This is a genomic window from Streptomyces griseoruber, assembly GCF_001514205.1.
Classification (GTDB): domain Bacteria; phylum Actinomycetota; class Actinomycetes; order Streptomycetales; family Streptomycetaceae; genus Streptomyces; species Streptomyces griseoruber.
This window is the reverse complement of sequence record NZ_KQ948784.1, coordinates 49,545-72,393: the sequence shown is the minus strand read 5'-3', so window position 1 is coordinate 72,393 and position 22,849 is coordinate 49,545. Positions and strand designations below refer to the sequence as shown.

The window sequence follows — 22,849 nt, the reverse complement described above, 5'->3', positions numbered from 1 at the left end:
TCCCTGACCCGACATCCCGTGCCCGATCGGGTCGGGTGCGGTCGGTCCCGACGCCGGTGGAGTGCGGGCTCAGGCGGCTCGCAGGCCCGTTTCGAGGTCGGTGATCAGATCGTCGACGCCCTCCAGACCGACCGACAGCCGCACCAGGCCGGGAGTGACCCCGGCCGCGGCCTGCTGACGGGTGTCCAGCTGGGCGTGGGTGGTGGAGGCGGGATGGATGACGAGGCTCCGTACGTCGCCGATGTTCGCGAGATGGCTGAACAGACGCACGCCTTCCACGAACCGTCGGCCCGCCTCCGCACCGTCGGCGAGTTCGAAGGCGAGGACCGCTCCGGCGCCGCGGGGCAGATAGCGCTTGGCCTGCGTCTGCCACGGGCTGGACGGCAGTCCGGCGTAGTGCACCCGGGTGACCTGGGGCTGCTCCTCCAGCCATGCGGCGACGGCCTGGGCGTTCGCGACGTGCCGTTCGATGCGCAGGCTGAGTGTCTCCAGGCCCTGGAGGAGCAGGAAGCTGTTGAAGGGCGAGACGGCCGGTCCCAGATCCCGGACCAGCCGGGTGCGCAGGCGCAGCGCGTAGGCGAGACCGAGGTCGGAGAAGGAGTCCCAGAACGACAGCCCGTTGTACGTGGGATCCGGACGGGTGAGTCCGGGCCACCGGTCGGGGTCGGCACCGAAGTCGAAGTGCCCGCCGTCCACGACGGCGCCGCCGATTCCGGTGCCGTGGCCGGACAGGAACTTGGTGGTGGAGTGCACGACGACATCGGCGCCGTGCTCCAGGGGGCGCAGCAGGTACGGCGTGAGCACGGTGTTGTCGACGACGAGCGGGACCCCGACCTCGTGGGCGATGCGGGCGACGGCCTCGATGTCGAGGACGTTGCCGCGCGGGTTGCCAAGGGTCTCGCCGAAGAAGGCCTGCGTCGTCGGCCGTACGGCGTCGTACCAGGCGCCGAGGTCGTCCGGGTCGTCGACGAAGGTGACGCCGATGCCGAAGTCGGCGAACGTGTGCTCGAGGAGGGTGCGGGTGCCCCCGTACAGGGAGGACGAGGCGACGATGTGGTCCCCCGCGCGGGCGAGGTTGAGCAGGGCGAGACTCGTCGCGGCCTGACCGCTGGCCACGGCGACCGCCGCGGAACCGCCCTCCAGGGAAGCGAGGCGTTCCTCGGCGACCGCGGTGGTCGGGTTGGACAGCCGGGTGTAGGCGTGGGTCGTGAGGTCGGCCAGTTCGAAGGCCGCAGCGGCGTGCCGGGTGTCCCGGAAGACATAGCCGGTCGCCGGGTGGATCGGCACCGCGCGTGCGCCGGTGGTGGGGTCGGGGACCGCGCCGGCGTGCACCTGCCGGGTCTCGAAGGCCCAACGGTCGTGGGTCATCGACGGGCCTCCCGCTCGGCCAGGACATCGGACCACCAGCGCTCGGCGACGCGTGGATGCGAGCGGAGCCAGCCGACCACGGCGTTCTCGCCGAAGGCCGCCAGGAGGGGGTTGTCCGGGTCGTCGGTCACGCCGCGGCTGAGCGAGGCGAGTTCCGGCGGGAGGGGGAGCGGCTCGACGACCGCGTCGAGGCGCGGGCCGAGGAAGAAGGGGAGGGAGTAGCGGTGGACGCCTGCCCGCGGGCTGATCACACGGTGCCGCGTGGCCCTCAGATAGCCCTGGGTGGCGATCTCCAGCATCTCTCCGATGTTGAACACGAAGGCGTCCGGCAGGGGCAGCACGTCGATCCACCCGCCGTCCTCGCGCTGCACCTGGAGCCCGCCGACCTCGTCCTGCTGGAGCAGGGCGAGATAGCCGTAGTCCTTGTGTGCGCCGACGCCCTGGTCTGCGTCCTCGGTGGCCCGCGGCGGATAGTGGACGATCTTCACATGCACGGCGGCCTCGTCGTCGAACCACTGGTCGAAGTAGCCCTCGTCCTGTCCGAGCGCGGCGGCGAGGGCCCGGAGCACCTCACGGCTCACCCGCAGTGCCTCCGCCTGCCAGCGCAGGACGAGGTCACGCAACTCCGGTAGAGCGGTGGGCCACTGGTTGGGCCCGATGAGCCGCAGGTAGTCGGGGTCCCCCGGACCGGTGGCCGGCGCGGCACGTTCGGGACCGATGTCGATCTGCTCGCGCCAGTCGGCGCTGCCCGCCGTGTACTCCGTCCCGGTGCGCGTGTAGCCGCGGAACTGCGGCGAGTTGAGGTTCTCGATCTCCAGCCGCCGCTCCTCGGGCAGCGCGAAGAAGCGGCGTGCCGCGCTCAGCACGTCGTCGCGCAGTGATGCGGGGACGCCGTGGCCGGTGACGTAGAAGAAGCCCACCTCGTGGGCGGCGGAACGGAGTTCGGCCAGGAAACCCTCGCGGTCCGTGCCGGGGGCGCGGAAGCGGGAGATGTCGATGACGGGCAGGGCTGGTCGAGCACACGCGGGTGCGGGTGGGGCCTGGCCGGTGGTCTCCATGGCCGGATCAAAGCACGCCCGGGAACAGGACGGCCCGCGTACACATGACTGACAAGAAGCTGTCACACACGGCCCGGAATGCGGGTTCGGACCGCGTCCGTTCTGACGGGCATGACCGTGGGAGTGACGTTCAACGCATCCGACGCGCGCAATCAGGTCGACGCGACCGTTCGGCTCGCCCGGGAGGCCGCGGCCGCCGGTCTGCGGTCGGCCTGGTTCGGGCAGGCCTTCGGCGCGGACCCGCCCCTGCTCGCGGCGATCGTGGGTCGCGAGGTACCCGGACTGCAGGTGGGCACCTCGGCGATCCCGGTCTTCGGCCGCCACCCGCTGCTCGTCTCCAGCCAGGCCCAGACCGCCCAGGCCGCGACCCACGGCCGCTACCACCTCGGTCTGGCGCTGGGCACGAAGCTGCTCACGGAGACCGGGTTCGCCTGCCCTTCGAACGGCCCGTCGCCCGGCTGCGTGAATTCCTCACCGCGCTACGGCAGTTGACCGAGACGGGCGCGGCCGACTTCCGTGGTGAACTGCTCACCGCCACCACCCCTCTCCCGGCGCGCGTGCCGGGTGCCGAGAACGGTGTCCCCCTGCTGGTCGCCGCAATGATCGTTCCCGCCCTGACCGCCGCGGCCGAGGCCGCCGGCCGTCCCGCACCCCGGATCGTGGCACTGGTCCCTGGCGTGGTCACCGACGACGTGGACGCGGTGCGGGCCAAGGCCACCGAGAGCCTCGCCTTCTACGAACGGATCCCGTCCTACGCGCGGGTCATCGAGCTCTCCGGCGGCCGCCGGGCCGCCGACGTGGCCGTGATCGGCGACGAGAAGGCGATCGAGGCCGAGGTGAGGCGTTACCGCGACGCCGGCGCCACCGAGGTCGTGTTCTCGGGCACCGAGATCGCCGGAGAGACGGACCGCCGACGCACCTGGGATCTCCTCGGCGCACCGTCCGGCTGAGGACGCCCGTCCCGCCGTACCACCGATCGAACCCCTGCACCCGTGTGCGAGGCGGAGCCTCGCGTGACGAAGGAGGACACGTGACCACAGAAGCGACCGCAGCGGACCTGCACGCCTTCACCGAGCGCTGGCTGGACTGGTACCGCGCCCAGGAGGCCCGGCTCGCCGACCCGCACGGGTCCTGGCGATCACGGGCCTGCACTGGCTGGACGACCGGCCGCAGCGCTTCCCCGACGCTCCCGGTGCCTGGCACACCGGCCTCGACGGGGTCGTCGTACGCCTCGACGAAGGGGAGGAACTCCTGGTCGACGGGGAGCCGGTGCGGGGCGCACACCGATTCGGTGTCCTGCCCGAGCGCGGCGGCGTCGACGCGGTCTGGGGAGACGCCGTGATCGAGGTCGCCAAGCGTGGCGGTCATGACATCGTGCGCCCCAGGCACCCGGACGCGCCACTGCGCACGGCCTTCACCGGAACGCCCGCCTACGCGCCCGATCCACGCTGGGCCGTGACGGGCCGGTACGTCCCCTTCGACGTGCCCCGGCCGACGACCGTGGGCGCCGCGGTCGAGGGCCTCGAGCATGTGTACGACGCTCCGGGCAGGGTCGAGTTCGAGCTGGACGGGCGTCGGCTGTCCCTGACCGCGTTCCCGGGACGGGGTGCCGGACAGCTGACCGTGCTGTTCACCGACGCGACGTCGGGTGTCACCACGTATGCCGCCAACCGGGTCCTGGCCGTCGAGGCGCCCGCCGCCGACGGTACGGTCGTCCTGGACGTCAATCGCGCGGCGAACCTTCCGTGCGCCTACACGGACCTGGCCACCTGCCCGCTGCCACCGGCGGAGAACCGGCTGCCCGTGGCGGTAGAGGCGGGTCAGAAACTCCCCCGCGAGCGCGGCGGTTCATGAGCGGGGCCCGTCGGCCGGCCCGTGTGACGACGGCCGGCCGGCAGCCCGCCCGGTTCCGGCATTGACGTACGACAAGTCCGCTCCGTACGATCACGAACGGCATCGAGTGTCAGCGTCAAGCCCTGGCTTGCTGACCGGCAACCCTCCCGCGCGGTGGGGTGCTCCAGGTGAAAGCCCGGCGGGATCACCGATGATCCCCGCAAGCGCGTGGCCCCTTCGGCGGGGCCGGAGACGGGAAGGACGAGTATGCGGCACAGTGATCGGCTCGCTGCCTCCTTCGCCGTCGTCACGGTGTTCTCCCGGCTCTCGCGTCGGCGTCACATCGATCTGAAGCGCTCGACCAGCTGTCTCTGTCAGGCCTGACGGCCCTGCCCGCTGCCGCCTGATCCCCTTCCTCACCCCCCTTTCCCCCTTTTCCCGTTCTTCCCTTCCCCCGTTTTCTCGCTGATCCCTGTCTGCACAGCGCTCCCCCGCGACCGGCCTCGCGTCGGGCGGGGGCGGCACGCCCATGCGCGGCCGTGCCCTGAACGGCACCCCGTGCCTGGTGACACGAGTAGGAGAACCCTCCGTGACAGCACTTCCCGACGTCAGATCCTCCCGGTGGGCGGCACTGACCGCCCTGGTGACCACCGGCGTGCTCCTGACCGCCTGCGGGTCGAACACCGACAACTCCGGCTCCGGCGACGGCCCGGCGAAGTCCGGCGGCACCCTGACCTTCGCCGTGGGGTCGGACGCCGGCTGCGTGGATCCGCAGCAGGTCGGCAGCAACGACACCATCTACTCGGTGCGCCAGCTCGTGGACTCCCTGACGGACCAGGACCCCAAGACCGGCAAGATCGTGCCGTGGCTGGCGAAGAGCTGGGACATCAGCTCCGACACGACCACGTTCACCTTCCACCTGAGGTCGGGCGTCACCTTCAGCGACGGGTCGAAGCTGACCGCGCAGGTCGTCAAGGACAACTTCGACGCCGTGCCGAAGCTCGGCGCCCTCGGCACCCTGGCCCAGGGCTATCTGAGCGGCGTCACCAGCACCACCGTGGTCGACCCGCTGACCGTCAAGGTGACCTTCGCCCAGCCCAACGCCCAGTTCCTGCAAGCCACTTCCACCCATTCGCTGGGGATCGAGTCGTCGGCGAGCGTGAAGAGGACGCCGCAGCAGAAGTGCAGCGACGGCGTGATCGGGTCCGGGCCCTTCGTGCTGAAGCAGTATGTGCAGAACCAGTCGATCACCCTGGCCAGGCGCACCGGGTACGCCTGGGGTTCCTCGCGGTGGAGCAAGAAGGGCGAGGCCTACCTGGACAAGCTGGTGTTCAAGGTCGTTCCCGAGGCGGGCGTGCGGGCCGGCAGCCTCCAGTCCGGCCAGGTGGACGCGATCGGCAGCGTGGGCAGGGCCAACGAGGCGGCGCTCAAGGGCGGCCAGGTCACGCTCCAGCGAAGGGCCAACCCCGGTGTGGTGTTCGGTCTCGGGCTGAACAACTCGCGGCCTGAGCTGAAGGACGCGCGGGTGCGCCAGGCGATCCTGTTCGCCATCGACCGGCAGCAGATCGCCGACACGGTGTTCCCCACCGGCACCCGGGCGGCCACCAGCGTCCTCGCCCACACCACGCCCGACTACACCGACCTCTCCTCCGACCTGTCCCTGGACGCGGCCAAGGCGAAGTCCCTGCTGGATGCCGCCGGTTGGAAGGCCGGCAGCGACGGCGTCCGCACCAAGGACGGCAAGAAGCTCAGCCTGACCATCGACTGGATCCCCAACTCGGCCACCAACCAGCCCGCGCTGGAACTGATCCAGCAGCAACTCAAGGCCGTCGGCGTCCAGGTGACCCTCAAGCAGCTCCAGATCACCCAGCTGGCGCCGACCCTGCAGTCGGGTGACTACGACGTGGCCTGGGGCAACATCACCCGCGCCGACCCGGACATCCTGCGCAGCAACTTCTCCACGCGGCTCGCCAACTTCTACCGCGTCCCGGCGGGCAGCCTGGACACCGCGCTGTCCGCGCAGGCGGCCACCACGGACGCCGCCAAGCGCAAGCAACTGGTCGGTGAGGCACAGCAGTTGATCGTGCAGAACGCCTACTACGTGCCGGTGGTGGAGCTCCAGACCCAGCTCGGCGTCTCCAAGAAGGTGCACGGTCTGGCCTTCGACGCCTCCAGCCGGATCCAGCTCCACGACACCTGGATCGGCTAGCCCGTGCGCCGCTATGTGATCAAACGGCTCGCCCAGGCGGCCGGGGTGCTGTGGGCGGCCTACACGGTGTCGTTCCTGGTGCTGGACTATCTGCCGGGTGACCCGGTCACGGCGATGGCCAGTGCCGGGATGGACTCGGGGCAGATAGATCCGCAGCAGATCGCCGCCCTGCGGCACGAGTACGGCTTCGACAAGCCGGTGCTGGTGCAGTACGCCGACTACCTCGGCCGGGCGGTGCGCGGGGACTTCGGGGACTCGGTCGCCACCGGCCGGCCGGTCACCTCGACCCTGGCCGACGCGCTGCCGCAGACCCTTCAGTTGACCGGTGCGGCGCTGCTGCTCGCGGTGCTCCTCGGCGGCGGTCTGGCGGTGGCGGCGACCTACACCACTCGGCGGTGGCTGCGGCAGTTCCTGCTGTCGCTGCCCCCGCTGGGGGTGTCCGTCCCCACGTTCTGGGTGGGGCTGCTGCTCGTCGAGGCGTTCTCCTTCCGGCTGCGCTGGTTCCCGGCGTTCGGCAACGACGGGCTCCAGGGGCTGGTGCTGCCGGCCCTGACACTGGCCATACCGACCGGCGCGCAGGTCGCCCAGGTGCTCGCCAAGAGCCTGCTCACCGCGCTGGACCAGGCCTATGTGGAGACCGCGCGGGCCAAGGGCGCCGGCCGGTGGCGGGTCCATCTGCGGCACGCGCTGCGCAACGCGTCCCTGCCGGCGCTGACGGTCGTCGGCCTGCTGGTGGGACAGCTCGTCGCCGGTTCGGTGGTCGTCGAGACGGTGTTCTCCCGGGACGGTCTCGGCCGGGTGACCGCGGCGGCGGTCACCGCCCAGGACATCCCGCTGGTCCAGGGGGTGGTGGTGTTCGGCGCGCTGATCTTCGTGACGACGAACCTGGTCATCGACCTGGTCTATCCGCTGCTGGACCCACGGATCGTGGTGGCCTCGGACAGAAGGGCGAGCTTCGCATGAGCCAGAGCCTTGTCGACGCCGACGCCGACGACCCGGCCGAGGCCGCCCCCGGCCCCACCCGGCCGACGGACGGCACGGGGACCGGCCCCGGACCGGGGCGCCGTATCGACGTACGGCGGCTGCTGCGGTTCCTGCTGCGCCGCCCCGGTCTGCTGCTGTCGGTCGTCGTCCTCGTGCTGGTGGTGCTGGCCTCGTTCCAGCCCGGGCTGTTCACCTCGCAGGATCCGCTGAAGGGGGTGCCGACGCAGAACTTCCACGGCCCGAGCGGCGCGCACTGGTTCGGCACGGACGAGCTGGGACGCGATGTGTTCTCGCGCGTGGTGCACGGCGCCCAGCTGTCCCTGAAGGCCACGCTGATCGCGGTGGCGGTGGCGTTCGTGGTCGGCGGCCTGCTCGGCGTGGTCGCCGGTTTCGTGGGCCGCTGGGTGGACGACGTACTGATGCGCTGCGTCGACGTCCTGCTGTCCATCCCCGCGCTGTTCCTGTCCCTGGCGCTCGTCACCGCGCTCGGCTACGGGACGGTGAAGGTGGCGGTCGCGGTCGGCATCGCCAGTGTCGCCTCCTTCGCCCGCGTCGCCCGCGCGGAGGTGCTCCGGGTGCGTCAGGCGCTGTTCGTCGAGGCCTCGCGCTCCTGCGGGGCCCGCTGGTACTCGGTGCTGGGCCGGCATGTGCTGCCCAACGCCGCGGGCCCGGTGGTCGTCCTGGCGACCCTCGACTTCGGCGCCTCCATCCTGGCCGTGTCGGCGCTGAGCTTCCTCGGCTACGGGGCGCCCCCGCCGGCCCCGGAGTGGGGCACGTTGATCTCCGACGGCCGCAACTACCTCGCCAACGCCTGGTGGCTGACCGCGCTGCCCGGGCTGGCGATCGCCGCGACCGTCCTGGCCACCAACCGCATCGCCCGGGCGCTGGACGGCGAATGGTCCCGGCAGCGATGACCGACGAATCAGCGACGACCGACGAAGCAGCGACGACCGACGAACCCGGAACCGGTGACCACGTGACCAGACCACTGCTGGAGATCCGCGGCCTGTCCGTGTCGTACCGCACCCGTGGCGGCCCGGTCGCCGCCGTGCGGGGCGTGGACCTCGACGTATGGCCCGGGCAGGTGACGGCCGTGGTCGGCGAGTCCGGCTCCGGCAAGAGCACGACCGCGCACGCGATCACCCGGCTGCTGCCGGGCAACGGCGGCATCGACGCGGGCACGGTCCGCTTCGGCCGCCACGATCTGGCCACGCTGTCGGAGCCGGAGCTGCGCACCGTGCGCGGGAGGCGGATCGGGCTGGTCCCCCAGGACCCGACGGTGTCGCTCAACCCGGTCAAGCGGGTCGGCGAGCAGGTCGCCGAGGTGCTGCGCATCCACGGACTCGCGACCCGCCGTTCGGCCCCCGCCGAGGCGATCGCCGTCCTGGACCGGGCCGGGCTGACCGACGCGGCCGTCCGGGCCCGGCAGTATCCGCACGAGCTGTCCGGCGGAATGCGGCAACGCGTCCTGATCGCCATCGCCATCGCCGCGCAACCCGAACTGATCATCGCCGACGAACCGACCAGCGCACTCGACGTGACCGTACAGCGGGTCATCCTCGACCGTCTCCAGCGGCTCACCGAGGAGTCGGGCACCGCGATCCTGCTGGTGACCCATGACCTCGGGGTGGCCGCCGACCGGGCGAAGAGCCTCGTGGTCATGTCGCAGGGCAAGGTCGTCGAGGCGGGACCCACCCGCGACATCCTGGCCGACCCCCGGCACGAGTACACCCGGCACCTGCTGGCCAGTGCCCCGAGCCTGACCACCGCCCGGCACCGCACGGCCGCTCCCGCGCCGAAGGCGGACACGACACCCCTGGTCGACGTACGCAACCTGGTCAAGGAGTTCCGGCTGCCCCGCACCGGGGAGGGGCCCCGGACCCTGCGCGCGGTCGACGACGTCAGCTTCACCCTCCACCGCGGCCGGACCCTCGCCCTGGTCGGCGAGTCGGGCTCGGGCAAGTCCACCACCGCCCGGCTGGTGCTCCGGCTGACCGACGCGAGTGCCGGACACGTCCTGTTCGACGGCACCGACATCACCACCGCCAGGGGTGCCCGCGCCCGAGAGCTGCGCCGCCGCGCCCAGCTCGTCTACCAGAATCCGTACGCGTCCCTCGATCCCCGCTTCTCCGTCGGCGAGGTGATCACCGAGCCGCTGCGCGCCTTCAAGGTCGGCGACCGGGCCTCCCGGCTCGCCCGGGCCCGTGAACTCCTCGACCGGGTGGCGCTTCCCGCCGCCATGCTGGAGCGCAGGCCCGCCGAGCTGTCCGGCGGGCAGCGGCAGCGCGTGGCGATCGCCCGCGCTCTCGCCCTCTCCCCCGACCTGGTGGTCTGCGACGAGCCGGTCTCCGCGCTCGACGTGTCGGTGCAGGCACAAGTCCTGGATCTGCTGACGGAGTTGCAGGCGGACACCGGGGTGGCGTACCTCTTCGTCTCCCACGACCTGGCCGTCGTACGCCACATCGCGCACCAGGTCGCGGTCATGCGGGCCGGCCGCGTCGTCGAGACCGGCCCACCGGAGGAGCTCTTCACCCGCCCCCGCCACGAGTACACCCGCGCGCTGCTCGCGGCGATCCCGGGCGGTCGCGTCCTCTCCCCCGCCGCCGAGATCACGACAAGCTGAGGATCAGCGTCACATGAGCACTCCCGGCATCACCTCACTGGCCCTTCTCACCCCGGGCAACTTCGCCGACGACGACCCGTACACCGGTCTGGAGGAGACACTCCGGCTGTTCGAGTACGGCGAGCGACTGGGCTTCGACGGCGCCTGGATCAGACAGCGCCACCTCGAACACGGCGTCGGCTCGGCCGCCGTGTTCCTCGCCGCGGCGGGGCAGCGCACCGAGCGGATCGAACTGGGCACCGCGGTCATCCCGATCGGCTACGAGAGCCCGTTCCGCCTCGCCGAGGACCTGGCGCTGGCCGACGTGCTGTCCCGGGGGCGGCTCCAGATCGGCTTCAGCACCGGGATGCCGCACGCCGAACTGCTGGGTGACCTGGTGTACGACGGCGACTGGCGCGGCTTCGACCTGTCGTACGGCAGGATCGCCCGTCTCCTCGACAACCTGCGCGGCGACTACCTCGGCGACCAGGACACGGTCATCCACTCGCCGGGCAACAGACAACGCCCCCGGCTGCAACCGCACAACCCCGGTCTGGCGCGGCGCGTCTGGTACGGCGGCGGCAGCCTGCGCTCGGCCCGCTGGGCGGCCGAGAACGGCCTGAGCCTGCTGTCGGGCAACATCGTCACCGGCGAGGGCACCGACGACTTCGCCACGGCCCAGCTGAATCTGCTGGCCGAGTACCGCCGCGCCCTGTCCCCGGCGGACACGGACCATCCGGCGCGGGTGGCGCTGGGCCGGGTGATCGTGCCCCTCGACAGCGCCGACCCGGCGGGGCGGGCCCGCTACCGGGCCTACGCGGCGACCCGCCACGCCCGCACCCTGGCGCCCCAGGGCCCGAAACGCACCCTGTTCGCCCCCGACCTGGTGGGCACCGCCGAGCAGATCCTGGAGCGGCTGGCGGCCGATCCCGTCCTCGCCGAGGTGTCGGAGCTGCGCCTGGAGCTGCCGTACGAGTTCCGGCGGGAGGAGTACGAACAGATCCTGCACGACGTACGGCACCTGATCGCGCCCGAGCTGGGCTGGCGCCCCTCCGCCCCGACGGCCCGGGAGGTCCTGCGATGAGTCCCCTCGCGGAACCGGCCGTGCGGCTGGACGTGCGCACCCGCGAGCCGTTCGCCGACGGCCACCGCTTCGCCGGCACGGGTGCGTACGAGGTGCTCACCGCCACGGCCCACTACACCGTCGACCCGGGAGCACCCGCCCACCGCTCGGTCCCCGACCTCGGTCTCGCGCCGCGCGACCGCAGCGGCCTGGTGCGCTTCAGCGGTGACGTCGAGATCCTGCGGCCGGTCGACGGCGGGCGCCGACGGCTGTTCTTCGACTGGGGCAACCGGGGCGACAAGCGGGCCGTCCAGTACTTCTGCGACGCCCCGCACACCAACCGTCCCCGATCACTCGCCGATGCCGGGAACGGCTATCTGATGCGCCGCGGGTACACGATCGTCTTCGGTGCCTGGCAGGGCGATCTGCTGCCGGGCGACGGACGGCTCCTGCTCGACCTGCCCGTGGCGACGCGGAACGGGGAGCCCGTACGGGGGCTGACGACGGCCGAGTTCATCGTGGCGGAGCCCACCGCGTCCCTTCCGCTCTCCCGCTGGTCGAGCACCAGGTCCTCCCCGGTCAGCGAGCGGGGACTGCGGACCGCGCGGCTCACCCGGCGCCGCTACCCGCACAGCGCGCCGGAGGAACTCCCCTCGGACACCTGGCGGTTCGCCCGGGTCCAGGGCGGCGGCAGCGATCTGAAGGGGCGGGCCACGGCCGTCGTACCGAGCCGCCACGACCTCCACCTCGACGGCGGCTTCCGGCCCGGCTGGATTTACGAACTCACCTACGAGGCCGAGGGACCGCTCGTCCTCGGACTGGGCCTGGTCGCGGTGCGCGACCTCGTCAGCCACCTCCGCCACGATCCCGCACAGCCGGCCGGACCCGTCGACCACGCCTACGGATGGGGGCGTTCCCAGACCGGCCGGGCCATCCGCGACTTCATCCACCACGGCTTCAACGAGGATCTCCAAGGGCGGCGCGTCTTCGACGGACTGCTGCCGCATGTCGCCGGCGCCGGACGGCTGGGCGTCGCACGCTTCACCAACCTCACCGTCCCGGGCGGCCAGCAGTACGAGGACCACCTGGCCGCGGCCGACACGTTCCCCTTCGCGTACGCCGAGACGACGGACCACCTCACCGGCGAGCGCGACGCGATCATGAAGCGCGCGAGCGACCCCAAGGTCCTGCACACCCAGACCTCGACGGAGTACTGGCAGCGCCGGGGATCGCTGGTGCACACCACGACGGACGGCCGGGACCTCCCCTTCCCGCCGAACGTACGGGGCTATCTGTGGTCGTCGAGCCAGCATGTGGCCGATCCGCGGGCGGGGGCACCCACGCGGGGCGTCTGCAACCATCCGGAGAACGTGGTCGCCACCTCCGCCCTCTTCCGGGCCGTCCTCGACGCGCTCGACGCCTGGGTGAGCGAGGGCGTGGAGCCGCCGCCGAGCGCGGTGCCCACCGTCGCCGACGGCACGCTGGTGACCCCGGCCACGTGGTCGCGCCAGTTCCCCGGCGTGCCGTCCGCGCTGCCTCCCCGGGGGCCCAACGAACTGTGCGCCGTGGACCGTACGACCGTGCCCCCGGTGGCCGACCGCTCCCGCCGCTACACGGTGCTGGTCCCGGCCGTCGATGCCGACGGCAACGAGGTGGCGGGCGTACGCGCCCCCATGGTGGCCGTACCGCTGGGCACCTACACCGGCTGGAACACCCGGGCGCCCGGGCAGGGTCACGGGGCCCTGCACGAGTTCAGCGGCTCCACCTTCCCCTTCGCCGCCTCGGAGGACGAACGGTCGCACACCGGGGACCCGCGCCCCAGTGTCCGCAAGCGCTACCGCGACGCGGCCGACTACCTCGCCAGGATCAGGGCCGCGGCCGAGGAACTGGCGGCGCGACGGCTGCTCCTCGACGAGGACGTCGAACGCGCCGTGGCCCTTGCCGCCGACTGGTCGGCCCCACGCCACCGATTCGACCTTCCCTGATCCCCATGGCGGCGGGAGGGGCGCGTGGACGGTGCGCGGAGGAAGCGGCAAGGGTGAGCGGGCCGCACTCCCCGGTCACCCCACCCCGTGGTGCGCGTGCTCCCGTCCGGGCTCGAGGCGGACGATGACGCTCTTCGACGTGGGCGTGTTGCTGATGTCGGCGACGCTGTCGAGGGGGACCAGGACGTTGGTCTCGGGGTAGTAGGCGGCGGCCGAGCCCCGGGGGGTCGGGTATGCGTGGACGCGGAAGCCGTCGGCGCGGCGTTCCGAGCCGTCGGTCCAGATGCTGACGAGGTCGACGAGGCCGCCGTCGTCGAGGCCGAGGTCGGTGAGGTCGGCGCGGTTGACCAGGACGACGCGCCGGCCGCCCTTGATGCCCCGGTAGCGGTCGTCCATCGCGTAGGGAATCGTGTTCCACTGGTCGTGCGAGCGCAGGGTCTGCAGGACCAGGTGGCCCTCGGGCGCCTGGAGCATCGTGAAGTCGTTGGCGGTGAAGACGGCCTTCCCGGTGGGGGTGCGGAACACCCTCTCGTTGACCGGGTTGGGCAGGCGGAAGCCTCCCGGGCGCCGTACCCGCTCGTTGAAGTCCTCGAAGCCGTCGACGACCCGGGCGATGCGGTCGCGGACGAGGTCGTAGTCGGCTTCGAAGTCCGCCCAGGGGATGTCCGCTGCGGTGTCCGCTCCGGTCTCCGTTCCGGCTGTCAGGGTCTTGCGGGCGAGGCGGGAGATGATGGACACCTCGCTCAGCAGGTGCGGGGAGGCGGGGGCGAGGCGGCCGCGGGTCGCGTGGACCTCGCTCATCGAGTCCTCGACCGTCATGAACTGCTCGCCGCCCGCCTGGACGTCACGGTCGCTGCGGCCGAGCGTGGGCAGGATCAGGGCGGTGCGTCCGCACACCGTGTGGGAGCGGTTGAGCTTCGTCGAGATGTGCGCGGTCAGACGGCAGTTGCGCAGGGCGCGCTCGGTGGCGTCGCTGTCGGGCGACGCCCGTACGAAGTTGCCGGCGACGCCGACGAACAGCTTGGCCCGTCCGTCGAGCATGGCCCGGATGGAGTCGACGGAGTCCAGTCCGTGCTTCGTCGGCGCGGTGAAGCCGAACTCCTGTCCCAGCCGGTCCAGGAACGGCTGCGGCATACGCTCCCAGATGCCCATGGTGCGGTCGCCCTGGACGTTGCTGTGCCCGCGCACCGGGCAGACGCCCGCCCCGGGCCGGCCGATGTTGCCGCGCAGGAGCAGGAAGTTCACGACCTCGCGGATGGTCGGCACGCCGTGCTTGTGCTGGGTCAGCCCCATCGCCCAGCAGACGATGACGCTGCGGCTGGCCAGCACCCGCTCGTGGACCTGCTCGATCTCGCCCCTCGTCAGACCGGTGGCCTCCAGGACCGCGTCCCAGGACGTCTCCCGGATGCGCTCGGCGAAGGCGTCGTATCCCGTGGTGTGCGCCTCGATGAAGTCCCGGTCCAGGACCGTGCCGGGCTCCTTGTCCTCCGCCTCGAGCAGCAGCAGGTTCAGGGCCTGGAACAGGGCGAGGTCGCCTCCGGGCCGGATCTGCAGGAACTGGTCGGCGATGTCCGTGCCACGGCCGATGATCCCGCGTGCCTTCTGCGGGTGCTTGAAGCGCAGCAGTCCGGCCTCGGGCAGTGGGTTGACGGCGACGACGTGGCCGCCGCGGCGCTTGGTCTCCTCCAGCGCGGACAGCATGCGCGGGTGGTTCGTGCCGGGGTTCTGTCCCACGACGAAGACCAGGTCGCAGGCGTGGAGGTCGTCGAGGCCGACGCTGCCCTTGCCGATGCCCAGGGTCTCCCCCAGCGCGGAGCCGCTGGACTCGTGGCACATGTTGGAGCAGTCCGGCAGGTTGTTGGTGCCGAAGGCGCGCGCGAAGAGCTGGAGCAGGAAGGCCGGCTCGTTCGCCAGCCGCCCGGAGGTGTAGAAGAGGGCCTCGTCCGGGTGGTCCAGGGCGCGCAGCTCATCGGCGAGCAGGTCCAGGGCCTCGTCCCAGCCGATCGGCTCGTAGTGGGTCGCGCCCTCGCGGAGGACCATCGGTTCGGTCAGCCGGCCCTGCTGGTTGAGCCAGTGGTCGGATCTGCGGCTCAGCTCGTCGACGGAGTGCTGCCGGAAGAAGTCGGCGGTCACCCGCCGGGAGGTGGCCTCGTCGGCGATGTGCTTGGCACCGTTCTCGCAGTACTCGTTGCGGTGCCGCTTGCCCGGCGCGGGCTCCGGCCAGGCGCAGCCCGGGCAGTCGAAGCCCTTGGCCTGGTTGATGGTGAGCAGCGTCAGCGCGGTGCGCTTCGGCGACGTCTGTCCGAGGGCGTACCGCAGCGCGTGCACGACCGCGGGAGCACCGGTCGCCCACGTCATGGGAGCCGACACCGACAGCCCGGCCTCGTCCGGTTCGTCGAAGTCCCGCATCGCACACCACGCCCTCTCCCCGCCCACGGTTCGCGCCACACTCTCCGCCGGTGCGCCGGGGCAGGTCAAAGCGGAAGTTCCTATCGGCTGACAGGCAGCACCGATCAGCGCAGCGTGCCCCGCGCGTGCGGCCGGGAAGGGGGGATCATGTGAGGCGTGCTGCTGCGCCAACTCGAGTACCTCGTCGCCCTCGCCCGCGTCCGCCACTTCGCGAAGGCGGCCCAGGCCTGCTACGTCTCCCAGCCGACGCTGTCCGAGGGCATCCGCAAACTGGAGGACGAGCTGGGCATCCCGCTGGTCCGGCGCGGGCGGCGGTTCGACGGCCTCACGCCCGAGGGCGAGCGGGTCGTCCTGTGGGCGCAGCGCATCCTCGCCGACCGCGACGCCATGCACAGCGAGATCCAGGCCCTGCGCGCCGGGCTGAGCGGGCGGCTGCGCATCGGGACGGTCCCGACCGCCTCCACCGCGGTCGCGCTGCTGACCCAGCCGTTCTGCGCCGCCAACCCGCTGGCCACCGTCCAGGTCTTCGCCGACCTCCGGGCCGAGGACATCGTGAACCGGCTACGGGCGTACGAACTCGACGCCGCCGTGACCTACCACAGCTCCGTCGCCGCGCACGACTTCACCTTCGTACCGCTCTACCAGGAACGCTATGTGCTGCTGACCCAGCGGTCCACGCCCGACGCCCAGCCCGCCAGGATCTCCTGGGCACAAGCCGCCCAGTACCCCCTGTGTCTGCTGCACCCCATGATGCAGGGCCGACAGGTCCTCGACGCGGTGTTCGAGACCGTGGGCGTCTCCGTGACGCCCCGGATCGAGACCGACTCGATCGCCTCCCTCTTCGCGCAGGTCGGAACCGGTCAGTGGGCCAGTATCGTGCCGCACGCCTGGCTCCATGTCTTCGGCGTCCCCGCGGGGTTGCACGCCGTCCCGCTGATCGACCCCCTGCGCACCGAGCGCATCGGCCTGGTCCTGCCGGCCCGCGAACCGGTCTCCGTCATCGGACAGGCACTGATCGACGCCGTGGGACAAGCCGACATCGCGGCCACCCTCGACCGTCCGGCCCATCAGGCCGTTGCCCAGCAACACCCTTGAAGCGCGGTCATGGGCGTGGAGCGACAGTCGCCGTTCCCGGCAGGGGTGACCGTTCCTGCGGCGGCGGATCCCGGTGGCCGTCACCGTCAGGGGCAGGAGGCGGTTCCCTGGTCGAGGACGTGCGCGTCCGCGTTGTCCCCGACCTTGACCCAGAGCGCCGTCTTGCCCCGCCGGTCGTAGGTGCGTGTGAAGTCGGACTGCCCGGTGCGGACGAACTTCACCTTGTAGCACCAGCCGGCGTCCACGCGGAAGGCGTCCCAGTCCTGGTTGTACGGCGTGTGGCCGCCTCGCGCCGTGAGGTTCTGGGTCTTCTGACTCACCCCGTCGGACGCGCACTTCGGCTCGGTGGCCGTCGAGTCGCCCGTACTGTCGCCGCCCCGGCACCAGTTGAAGAAGGCCGTGACCCCGTAGGCGCTGTCGTTCACCGTCGTCGAGCACAAGGTGAGCGTGCAGCCCGTGCCCGCCTGCGCGCTCGGCGCCGCGCCCAAGACGGCGGCGCAGCCCAGCGCCCCGACCACGATGGCCGACCGGACCCGCCCGGTGCCGAACCGCTGGGCGATCGTCTCTGTTACGTGCATGTTCTTGCCTTCTTCCTGACCGGCGGCGACCACCCGGGACGCGACCGTCCGTGCTTGGTGACGCCCACGCTGAACCATCGACCTTGCGCAAACCTTGCCGCACGGGCCGGACGGTGCCTCGGTCCAGGCACGGGTCGGCGTTTCCTCCGCAGCGGCGGCCTGTCGTGCCGCCGGTCCCGGGCGGGCGGCCGGGAAGACGCCAGGGGACCAGCACCGGCCTCCCCCGCACCCCGCCCTCCGCACTCCGCCGGACGGCCGTGGGCCTTGCCTCGAACGCGACGGCCTCCTCACACCGCCCACCAGGACACCTGGGGGTGGTGACGGCGTCCTGTGCGGGCGGTGTCGTGTGCGGGCGGTGTTCCGTTCCGACGGGGGGAGCCGGTCAGCAGGCGTTCTCGTGGTGTGCCGCGGTCGCCGTGGGACGGGACGTCGCAGTGGCGCCCCTGGCGGCGGCGCGGGCGCGGGCGTCCGGGAGGGTGAAGGCGAAGGCCGCGGTCGCCGCCGCGACGGCGGCAAGGGCGAGGTAGGTGTACTGGTAGGCGGTGACGGGCGGATCGGCGACGGCCGCGGCGGGGGTACTGAGGACGAGCGCCGTGGTCACCGCGACCGGCGCCAGGGCTCCCCCGGTCTGGCGTACCACGGTGTTGAGCGTGGACGCCTGGGCCAGGTCCTGTCGGGCGACGTTCGCGAGCGAGGCCACCGTCGTGGGCATGAAGACCCCGCCCATGGCGATGCCCAGCAGGAACATGTAGGCGCGGAAGGTCCACAGGCTGGTGCCCTCGTCGCAGGTGGCGAAGAGCAGGAGCACCACGCTGACGCCGGCCAGCCCGCATCCGACGATGATCCGCGGACCCACCCGGGCGTAGAGGATCCCGGCGACCTGGACGGTCAGCAGGACACCGAACGCCTCGGGGAAGGTGCTGGTGCCCGACTCCAGCGCGGTACGGCCCTGGGCCTGCTGGAGGAAGAGCGGGCCGAGGTACATGGCGCCGAGGATCGGTATCAGGCCGACCAGGTTGATCAGATTGGTGTCACGGAAGAGCCGGTCCGCGAAGAGGCGGAGTTTCAGGAGCGGTTCGGTGGCGCGCAGCTGGTGGACGACGGTGGCGGCGAGCAGGATCGCGCCGAGAGCCAGGGAGACGGTCACGGGGACGGAGGACCAGCCGCGGCTGGGGCCCTCGGAGATCCCGAACATCGCGGCGCCCAGTCCGGCGGCGCTCAGCAGCAGGCCGGGCAGGTCGAACCGGCCGGGCAGCCGGCCGCGGTGCTCGGTCAGGAACAGCATGCCGAACACGACGACGGGCAGGCCCACCGGCACGTTGACGTAGAAGACCCACCGCCAGGACAGGTGGTCGACGAGAACGCCGCCCAGGATGGGTGCGGCGGCCGGCGCCATCTGCTGCGGGATGATCATGTAGCGGGAGATCCGCACCTGGTCGGAGGCGTTGAAGGTGGCGAAGAGCAGGGCGGCGGAGGCCGGGAAGAGCACACCGGCGGACAGCCCCTGAACCGCGCGGAAGGCCACGAGCTGGGCGAGGTCGGCGGCCATGCCGCACAGCAGGGACGAGCCGAGGAAGGCGGTGAGCGCGGTGAGCAGGACGCGCTTGCCGCCGAAGCGTTCGACGAGCCAGGCGGAGGCGGGGATCGTCATCGCCAGACACACCGGGTAGACCACGACCACCCCGTCGAGGGCGGCCGTGGTCAGCCCGAACTGCCGGGCGATGGCGGGAAGGGCCACGGTGGTGATCGCGCCGTCGACGATCGCGATGAAGGTCACGCTGACACACATCACGGGCACGACGAGGCGCTGGCCGAGACGGAGGGAACGGAGGAAACGGAGTGACGGGCGGGAGCGAGGTGGGGACAGCAGCACATGCTGAGCATACTCACTATGTCGATGCTCATAGAATCGGCTTTCCGGTGGAACGGGCGACGGGGAGCGACACATGGCAGTGCAGGGCAGCAGCGACGTCCTGGTCGACGAGCTCTACGAGACGACGCAGCAGCTGCGCCGCTTCGTGGAGAACCGCCTGCGCACCAGCGGCGCCTCGGTCGCGCGCCTGCGGGCCATGCGGATGCTCGCGCGTGCCGAGCGGCCTCTGCGGATGCGGGACCTGAGCGAGATGACGGGCGTCGCGGCGCGCACCACGACCAGCATCGTCGACAGCCTGGAACGGGACGGTCTGGTCGAGCGCGTCCGCCACCCCGACGACCGCCGCGCCTTTCTGCTCCGGCTGACCGACGACGGCCTGCGCTGCCATCGCGAGGCGGAGGAGGTGGACCGTCTGGCGCTCTCGGAGGCGACGGCCGGACTCACCCCGGAGGACCGCGCGCGGTTCCGCGCCCTGCTGACGGTCGTCCGCGAGGCGACGGCCGACCAGAACTGACCTCCCCTCCATCGCCTTTCGTGCCCTGCCGAGCGCGAGCCGGTGTTCGCGCAGCGAGGGACTGACCGACGAGAAGCGAAGACACGGTCGGCCGTCCGAGGGGGCCCTGCCCTCTGCCGTCCGATTCCGATGGTGACTGTCCGTCGAGCCGGTGGCGGGACGGCGAGTTCCGCAGGCTCCGGGTGGGTCAGACGGCCTCCCGACCCGGCGAACACACAAGTCTGGTGGTTCTGCCGCTCTCCGCCGTCCTGACGCTCGACGCCGGTGCCGGCCAGGTGGGCGCCCTGCGCGCGGTGGGGCAGGCTCCGATCCTGCTGCTGTCGCTCGTCGGCGCGTGGGTGGACAGGTGGCGGACCCGTACGGTCAGGGTGCTGACGGAGGCCGGCCGGCCCCTGGCGCCGGGCGCCACCGCCGTGGCCGGTCTCCTCGGCGGGCTCGTCCTGCCGGTGCTGCTCGTGGTCGCCTTCACCGTCGGGGCCCTGTCCGTTCTTCGACGTGGCATACCAGGCGTCTTGGGTCCGGCTGGTGCAACGGGATCAGCCGCGTCGTCGGGCCGGCACTCGCGGCGACGGGGCCGGGCGCGCTCCGGGGGTCGCTGCCGGTTTCCCGTCTGCCGGGCCGCTTCGGACATGGCACGGCGCTCGTGTCCGCGGCGGCACTCGGCGACGGCGCGTACCGGTGCGTGCCCGCTGCACGGCTCCTCCGCGGTGACCCTCACGCCGGACGGGACGCAAGGCCGCGCGGCCGCGACGATCACCTGTGTCGGCAGGGGGCCGACCCCGCTCGGCTCGCTCCTCGGCGGCTTTCGCGCACAGGCGTGGGGGACGCGTACCGGCCTCCTGGTGACAGCCGCGGGCACGCTGCTGTCACCGGCACTGAGCGCCACCCCGGTCGCACCGCGAGAGGTTGTCCGCTTCACTGAAGCATTGTGGTTTTATGCTAATTTTTACCTATTCGGTGGACACGCTGTTTGTGTTACTCATGAGAGGTGCGATGAAGGGTCTCGGGGCTGGGCCGCACGGCCCCGGGAAACATCGTCCGGCGCATGCCGGAGTCAGCGAGCTGCGTGAGACGCATGAACGCCACATCGTCCTCTTCCTCGGCTTCGCCGTTCGACATGGTCAGCGGAGCCCTGGCGGATTACATCCCGAGGGCCGGAGCGGCGGCGGCCGCAGGTCGCGCCGGTTCCTCGGGCGAGGATGACGTGCCTCCGCCCACAGGTATCGGCGGGGAGAGCGACGATCGGGAACAGATCCTCGGAGCGGTCAACCTCGACCGGGATCTGAGGATCACCAGTTGCAATCTGGACGCCGCCCCTTTCGCGGGGGTGACGGTCGCACCGGGGGACGCTTTCGCCGATCTGCTGCCACCCGGGGACGTACCGACGGTCACCCGCCGCTTGCAGAGGGTTCTCGACACCGGAGAGGCGCACGTCGCCCGGGTCCAGCGCCTGCGGCGGAGCGACGGGACGGAGCTGGTGGTGTCGATGAGCATCCTGCCTGCCGCGACACCGCAGGAGGGTCTGACCGTCTCGCTGATCGCCATGGCCAAGCGGCTGCATCTGTACGCCTCCGCCGCCGCGATCGGGACGTCCCTGGACATCGGGGAGACCGCCCAGTCCCTGGCCCAGTCCCTGCTGGCCTGGGGGGACGTGGCCGCCGTCGACCTCGACTACGCCGTGTGGACGGGCGAGGCGGTCACGGAGCAGGCACAGGACCGCATCCGGCTGCGGCGGGCCGCCCTGGTGCCGGACCGGGCCTGGCCCGAGGGGTACCTCACTCCCGGGGACAACCTTCCCCAGGAGGCGAGCCGTCTGCTGGCCGGTGCGGTCATGCGTGACGACGTACCGCAGGCCATCGTCGTGCGTGACCGCGAGGCGATCGAGCGGGCACTGGGCGAGCCGCGGCTGGTCCGCGCCCTGGTGCCCGGCGACCAGCCGGTGAGCGTCGCCTGCATTCCGCTCATCGTGGAAGGGCCGCAGGGCACACCGGGCCCCATCGTGCTGGGCGTGACGGAGGTCTGGCGTCGGCCGGAACGCCCCTTCCGCGACGGTGAGCTGCTCGACCTGCAAGAACTCGTGGCCAAGACCGCCCGCCATGTGGACCTGGCCCGCCAGCACCAGCGTGAGCACGCCCAGGTGCTGGCGCTGCAACGCCGGCTGCTGCCGCGGGTCGGCAGCGAGACCATCGAGGTCGCCAGTGTCTACGAGCCCACCACTCCCGACAGTGCGGGCGTCGGCGGGGACTGGGTGAACAGCTTTCCGCTCCCGGGCGACCGTACCGCGCTGGTGGTCGGCGACGTCGTGGGACACGGCCTGGGGGCCGCGGCGGCCATGGGCCAGCTGAGCATGGAGGCCCGCGCGCTGCTGTCGGCGGGGCTGGGCCCCGGGGAGGTGCTGGAGCGGCTGGACGAGACGGTCACGCTGCTGGACGACACGGACGCGGGCCTGGCGGCCGGATACAGCGCACTGGGCTCGACGTGCTGCATCGCGGTCTACGATCCCGTCGACCACCGGGTGGTGATGTCCAACGCCGGTCACCTCCCCCCGGTCCTCGTCCACCCCGACGGGTCCGCCAAGACCGTCGCGGCGCAACCGCACCCGGCGCTGGGAGCCGAGTTCGCCGTGCGGGAACCGTTCGACGTGCACGATTTCGCCGCGCCACCCGGCTCGCTCCTCGTCCTCTACACCGACGGCCTGGTGGAGGATCCGTCGGCCTCGATCGACGACGGCATCGGCCGGCTGACGGACGTGGTGCGCGAGGTGCATCCCTGGGACGATCTCCAGCAGGCCGCGCGTCGCGTGGTCGCCCGGCTGGCCCCGCAGGAACCCCTGCGCGACGACGTGACCCTGCTGCTCGCCCGCATGGCGGGCCGCCGCGGCCGGGACACCGCCACCTGGCACCTGCCCGCCCACGACGACACCGCCGCCCGCGCCCGCGCCCTGGCCTCCCCCGTCCTGCGGCGATGGCACATCGGCGGCCAGCACCGGGACAGCGCGCTGCTGGTGATCAGCGAACTGGTCACCAACGCCGTCCGGTTCGGCACCGGTCCCGTCACCGTACGGCTGGTGCGGGCCGGGAGCCGGCTGTCCTGCGAGGTCGGCGACACCGGCAACGGCCGGCCGCGCCCGCGCCGCGGTGAGCCGCTCGACGACCGGGGGCGGGGACTCCACGTCGTCCACAAGCTCACCACCCGCTGGGGGGTGCGGTGGACCGAGACCGGCAAAGCGGTCTGGGCGGAACTGGAGGCCTAGGCCGCCGCCAAAATAAGGGTGGCAG

General features: G+C 71.9%; 15 protein-coding genes, 3 pseudogenes and 1 riboswitch. Of the genes and pseudogenes, 13 read left to right on the top strand and 5 right to left on the bottom strand.

Features of this window, described 5'->3' with window-relative positions; translation table 11 throughout:
• Nucleotides 1-69: 69 nt before the first annotated feature.
• Together AQJ64_RS39825 and AQJ64_RS39820 are read right to left on the bottom strand one after the other, a co-directional pair.
• A complete protein-coding gene (locus AQJ64_RS39825) occupies nt 70-1,368 on the bottom strand; it encodes an O-acetylhomoserine aminocarboxypropyltransferase/cysteine synthase family protein (RefSeq protein WP_055637574.1) in 1,299 nt (432 codons plus the stop codon).
• Nucleotides 1,365-2,426: an isopenicillin N synthase family dioxygenase gene (locus tag AQJ64_RS39820; protein WP_055637575.1), complete on the bottom strand. Its 1,062-nt coding sequence runs from the start codon at nt 2,424-2,426 to the stop codon at nt 1,365-1,367. Before AQJ64_RS39820 ends, AQJ64_RS39825 begins: the two co-directional genes overlap by 4 nt.
• Before the next feature lie 111 nt (nt 2,427-2,537).
• Between AQJ64_RS39820 and AQJ64_RS39815 the strand changes: the two are divergent.
• The 9 genes and pseudogenes from AQJ64_RS39815 (at nt 2,538) to AQJ64_RS39780 (ending at nt 13,102) form a co-directional block, all read left to right on the top strand.
• Nucleotides 2,538-3,376: pseudogene (locus AQJ64_RS39815) on the top strand (LLM class flavin-dependent oxidoreductase).
• Between the two features lie 80 nt (nt 3,377-3,456).
• Nucleotides 3,457-4,280: pseudogene (locus AQJ64_RS39810) on the top strand (DUF1684 domain-containing protein).
• Between the two features lie 98 nt (nt 4,281-4,378).
• A riboswitch (SAM riboswitch) is annotated at nt 4,379-4,492 on the top strand.
• A gap of 34 nt (nt 4,493-4,526) precedes the next feature.
• Nucleotides 4,527-4,643, top strand: coding sequence for a putative leader peptide (locus AQJ64_RS52130; protein ID WP_338059984.1), 117 nt, complete (start codon nt 4,527-4,529; stop codon nt 4,641-4,643).
• A 205-nt stretch (nt 4,644-4,848) separates the two neighbouring features.
• Nucleotides 4,849-6,468: an ABC transporter substrate-binding protein gene (locus tag AQJ64_RS39805; protein ID WP_055634890.1), complete on the top strand. Its 1,620-nt coding sequence runs from the start codon at nt 4,849-4,851 to the stop codon at nt 6,466-6,468.
• Nucleotides 6,469-6,471: 3 nt separating this feature from the next.
• The gene (locus tag AQJ64_RS39800; protein ID WP_055634889.1) at nt 6,472-7,431 is read left to right on the top strand and encodes an ABC transporter permease; all 960 of its coding nucleotides are present in this window, start codon (nt 6,472-6,474) and stop codon (nt 7,429-7,431) included.
• Entirely contained in the window at nt 7,428-8,366 is a 939-nt protein-coding gene (locus AQJ64_RS39795; RefSeq protein ID WP_055634888.1) for an ABC transporter permease, read from the top strand. The genes AQJ64_RS39800 and AQJ64_RS39795 overlap by 4 nt, the downstream gene beginning before the upstream one ends.
• Complete coding sequence (locus AQJ64_RS39790) at nt 8,363-10,075, top strand: dipeptide ABC transporter ATP-binding protein (RefSeq protein ID WP_240512687.1); 1,713 nt, start codon at nt 8,363-8,365, stop codon at nt 10,073-10,075. The genes AQJ64_RS39795 and AQJ64_RS39790 overlap by 4 nt, the downstream gene beginning before the upstream one ends.
• Nucleotides 10,076-10,088: 13 nt before the next feature.
• Entirely contained in the window at nt 10,089-11,138 is a 1,050-nt protein-coding gene (locus tag AQJ64_RS39785) for an LLM class flavin-dependent oxidoreductase (protein ID WP_055634886.1), read from the top strand.
• Nucleotides 11,135-13,102 carry an alpha/beta hydrolase domain-containing protein gene (locus tag AQJ64_RS39780; protein ID WP_055634885.1) on the top strand — a complete coding sequence of 656 codons (1,968 nt, stop codon included), beginning with the start codon at nt 11,135-11,137 and terminating at the stop codon, nt 13,100-13,102. The genes AQJ64_RS39785 and AQJ64_RS39780 overlap by 4 nt, the downstream gene beginning before the upstream one ends.
• 75 nt (nt 13,103-13,177) lie before the next feature.
• Here AQJ64_RS39780 and AQJ64_RS39775 read toward each other — a convergent pair whose 3' ends face one another.
• The gene (locus tag AQJ64_RS39775) at nt 13,178-15,511 is read right to left on the bottom strand and encodes an FdhF/YdeP family oxidoreductase (RefSeq protein WP_055634884.1); all 2,334 of its coding nucleotides are present in this window, start codon (nt 15,509-15,511) and stop codon (nt 13,178-13,180) included.
• A 156-nt stretch (nt 15,512-15,667) separates the two neighbouring features.
• Here AQJ64_RS39775 and AQJ64_RS39770 point away from each other — a divergent pair, with 156 nt between their 5' ends.
• Nucleotides 15,668-16,606, top strand: a complete 939-nt coding sequence (locus tag AQJ64_RS39770) for a LysR family transcriptional regulator (protein ID WP_055634883.1) — start codon at nt 15,668-15,670, stop codon at nt 16,604-16,606.
• A gap of 86 nt (nt 16,607-16,692) precedes the next feature.
• Here the strand turns inward: AQJ64_RS39770 and AQJ64_RS39765 are convergent, their stop codons facing one another.
• Both AQJ64_RS39765 and AQJ64_RS39760 read right to left on the bottom strand, forming a co-directional pair.
• Nucleotides 16,693-17,184, bottom strand: a complete 492-nt coding sequence (locus tag AQJ64_RS39765; RefSeq protein WP_157880970.1) for a hypothetical protein — start codon at nt 17,182-17,184, stop codon at nt 16,693-16,695.
• Between the two features lie 382 nt (nt 17,185-17,566).
• A complete protein-coding gene (locus tag AQJ64_RS39760) occupies nt 17,567-18,973 on the bottom strand; it encodes a DHA2 family efflux MFS transporter permease subunit (RefSeq protein WP_055634896.1) in 1,407 nt (468 codons plus the stop codon).
• A gap of 157 nt (nt 18,974-19,130) precedes the next feature.
• Here AQJ64_RS39760 and AQJ64_RS39755 point away from each other — a divergent pair, with 157 nt between their 5' ends.
• The 3 genes and pseudogenes from AQJ64_RS39755 (at nt 19,131) to AQJ64_RS39750 (ending at nt 22,824) form a co-directional block, all read left to right on the top strand.
• Complete coding sequence (locus AQJ64_RS39755; RefSeq protein WP_055634881.1) at nt 19,131-19,571, top strand: MarR family winged helix-turn-helix transcriptional regulator; 441 nt, start codon at nt 19,131-19,133, stop codon at nt 19,569-19,571.
• Nucleotides 19,572-19,684: 113 nt separating this feature from the next.
• Nucleotides 19,685-20,467, top strand: a pseudogene (locus AQJ64_RS51440) (hypothetical protein); the annotation flags it as partial.
• A gap of 179 nt (nt 20,468-20,646) precedes the next feature.
• Entirely contained in the window at nt 20,647-22,824 is a 2,178-nt protein-coding gene (locus AQJ64_RS39750; RefSeq protein ID WP_055634880.1) for a SpoIIE family protein phosphatase, read from the top strand.
• Nucleotides 22,825-22,849 lie beyond the last annotated feature (25 nt).

Bases quoted from the DNA above. Each gene is read 5' to 3' on its own strand.
- AQJ64_RS39825 (WP_055637574.1), bottom strand. From the start codon at position 1,368: ATGACCCACGACCGTTGGGCCTTCGAGACCCGGCAGGTGCACGCCGGC.
- AQJ64_RS39775 (WP_055634884.1), bottom strand. From the start codon at position 15,511: ATGCGGGACTTCGACGAACCGGACGAGGCCGGGCTGTCGGTGTCGGCT.
- AQJ64_RS39750 (WP_055634880.1), top strand. From the start codon at position 20,647: ATGAACGCCACATCGTCCTCTTCCTCGGCTTCGCCGTTCGACATGGTC.
- AQJ64_RS39780 (WP_055634885.1), top strand. From the start codon at position 11,135: ATGAGTCCCCTCGCGGAACCGGCCGTGCGGCTGGACGTGCGCACCCGC.
- AQJ64_RS39755 (WP_055634881.1), top strand. From the start codon at position 19,131: ATGGCAGTGCAGGGCAGCAGCGACGTCCTGGTCGACGAGCTCTACGAG.
- AQJ64_RS39795 (WP_055634888.1), top strand. From the start codon at position 7,428: ATGAGCCAGAGCCTTGTCGACGCCGACGCCGACGACCCGGCCGAGGCC.
- AQJ64_RS39765 (WP_157880970.1), bottom strand. From the start codon at position 17,184: ATGCACGTAACAGAGACGATCGCCCAGCGGTTCGGCACCGGGCGGGTC.
- AQJ64_RS39760 (WP_055634896.1), bottom strand. From the start codon at position 18,973: ATGTGTGTCAGCGTGACCTTCATCGCGATCGTCGACGGCGCGATCACC.
- AQJ64_RS39820 (WP_055637575.1), bottom strand. From the start codon at position 2,426: ATGGAGACCACCGGCCAGGCCCCACCCGCACCCGCGTGTGCTCGACCA.
- AQJ64_RS39790 (WP_240512687.1), top strand. From the start codon at position 8,363: ATGACCGACGAATCAGCGACGACCGACGAAGCAGCGACGACCGACGAA.
- AQJ64_RS39785 (WP_055634886.1), top strand. From the start codon at position 10,089: ATGAGCACTCCCGGCATCACCTCACTGGCCCTTCTCACCCCGGGCAAC.
- AQJ64_RS52130 (WP_338059984.1), top strand. From the start codon at position 4,527: ATGCGGCACAGTGATCGGCTCGCTGCCTCCTTCGCCGTCGTCACGGTG.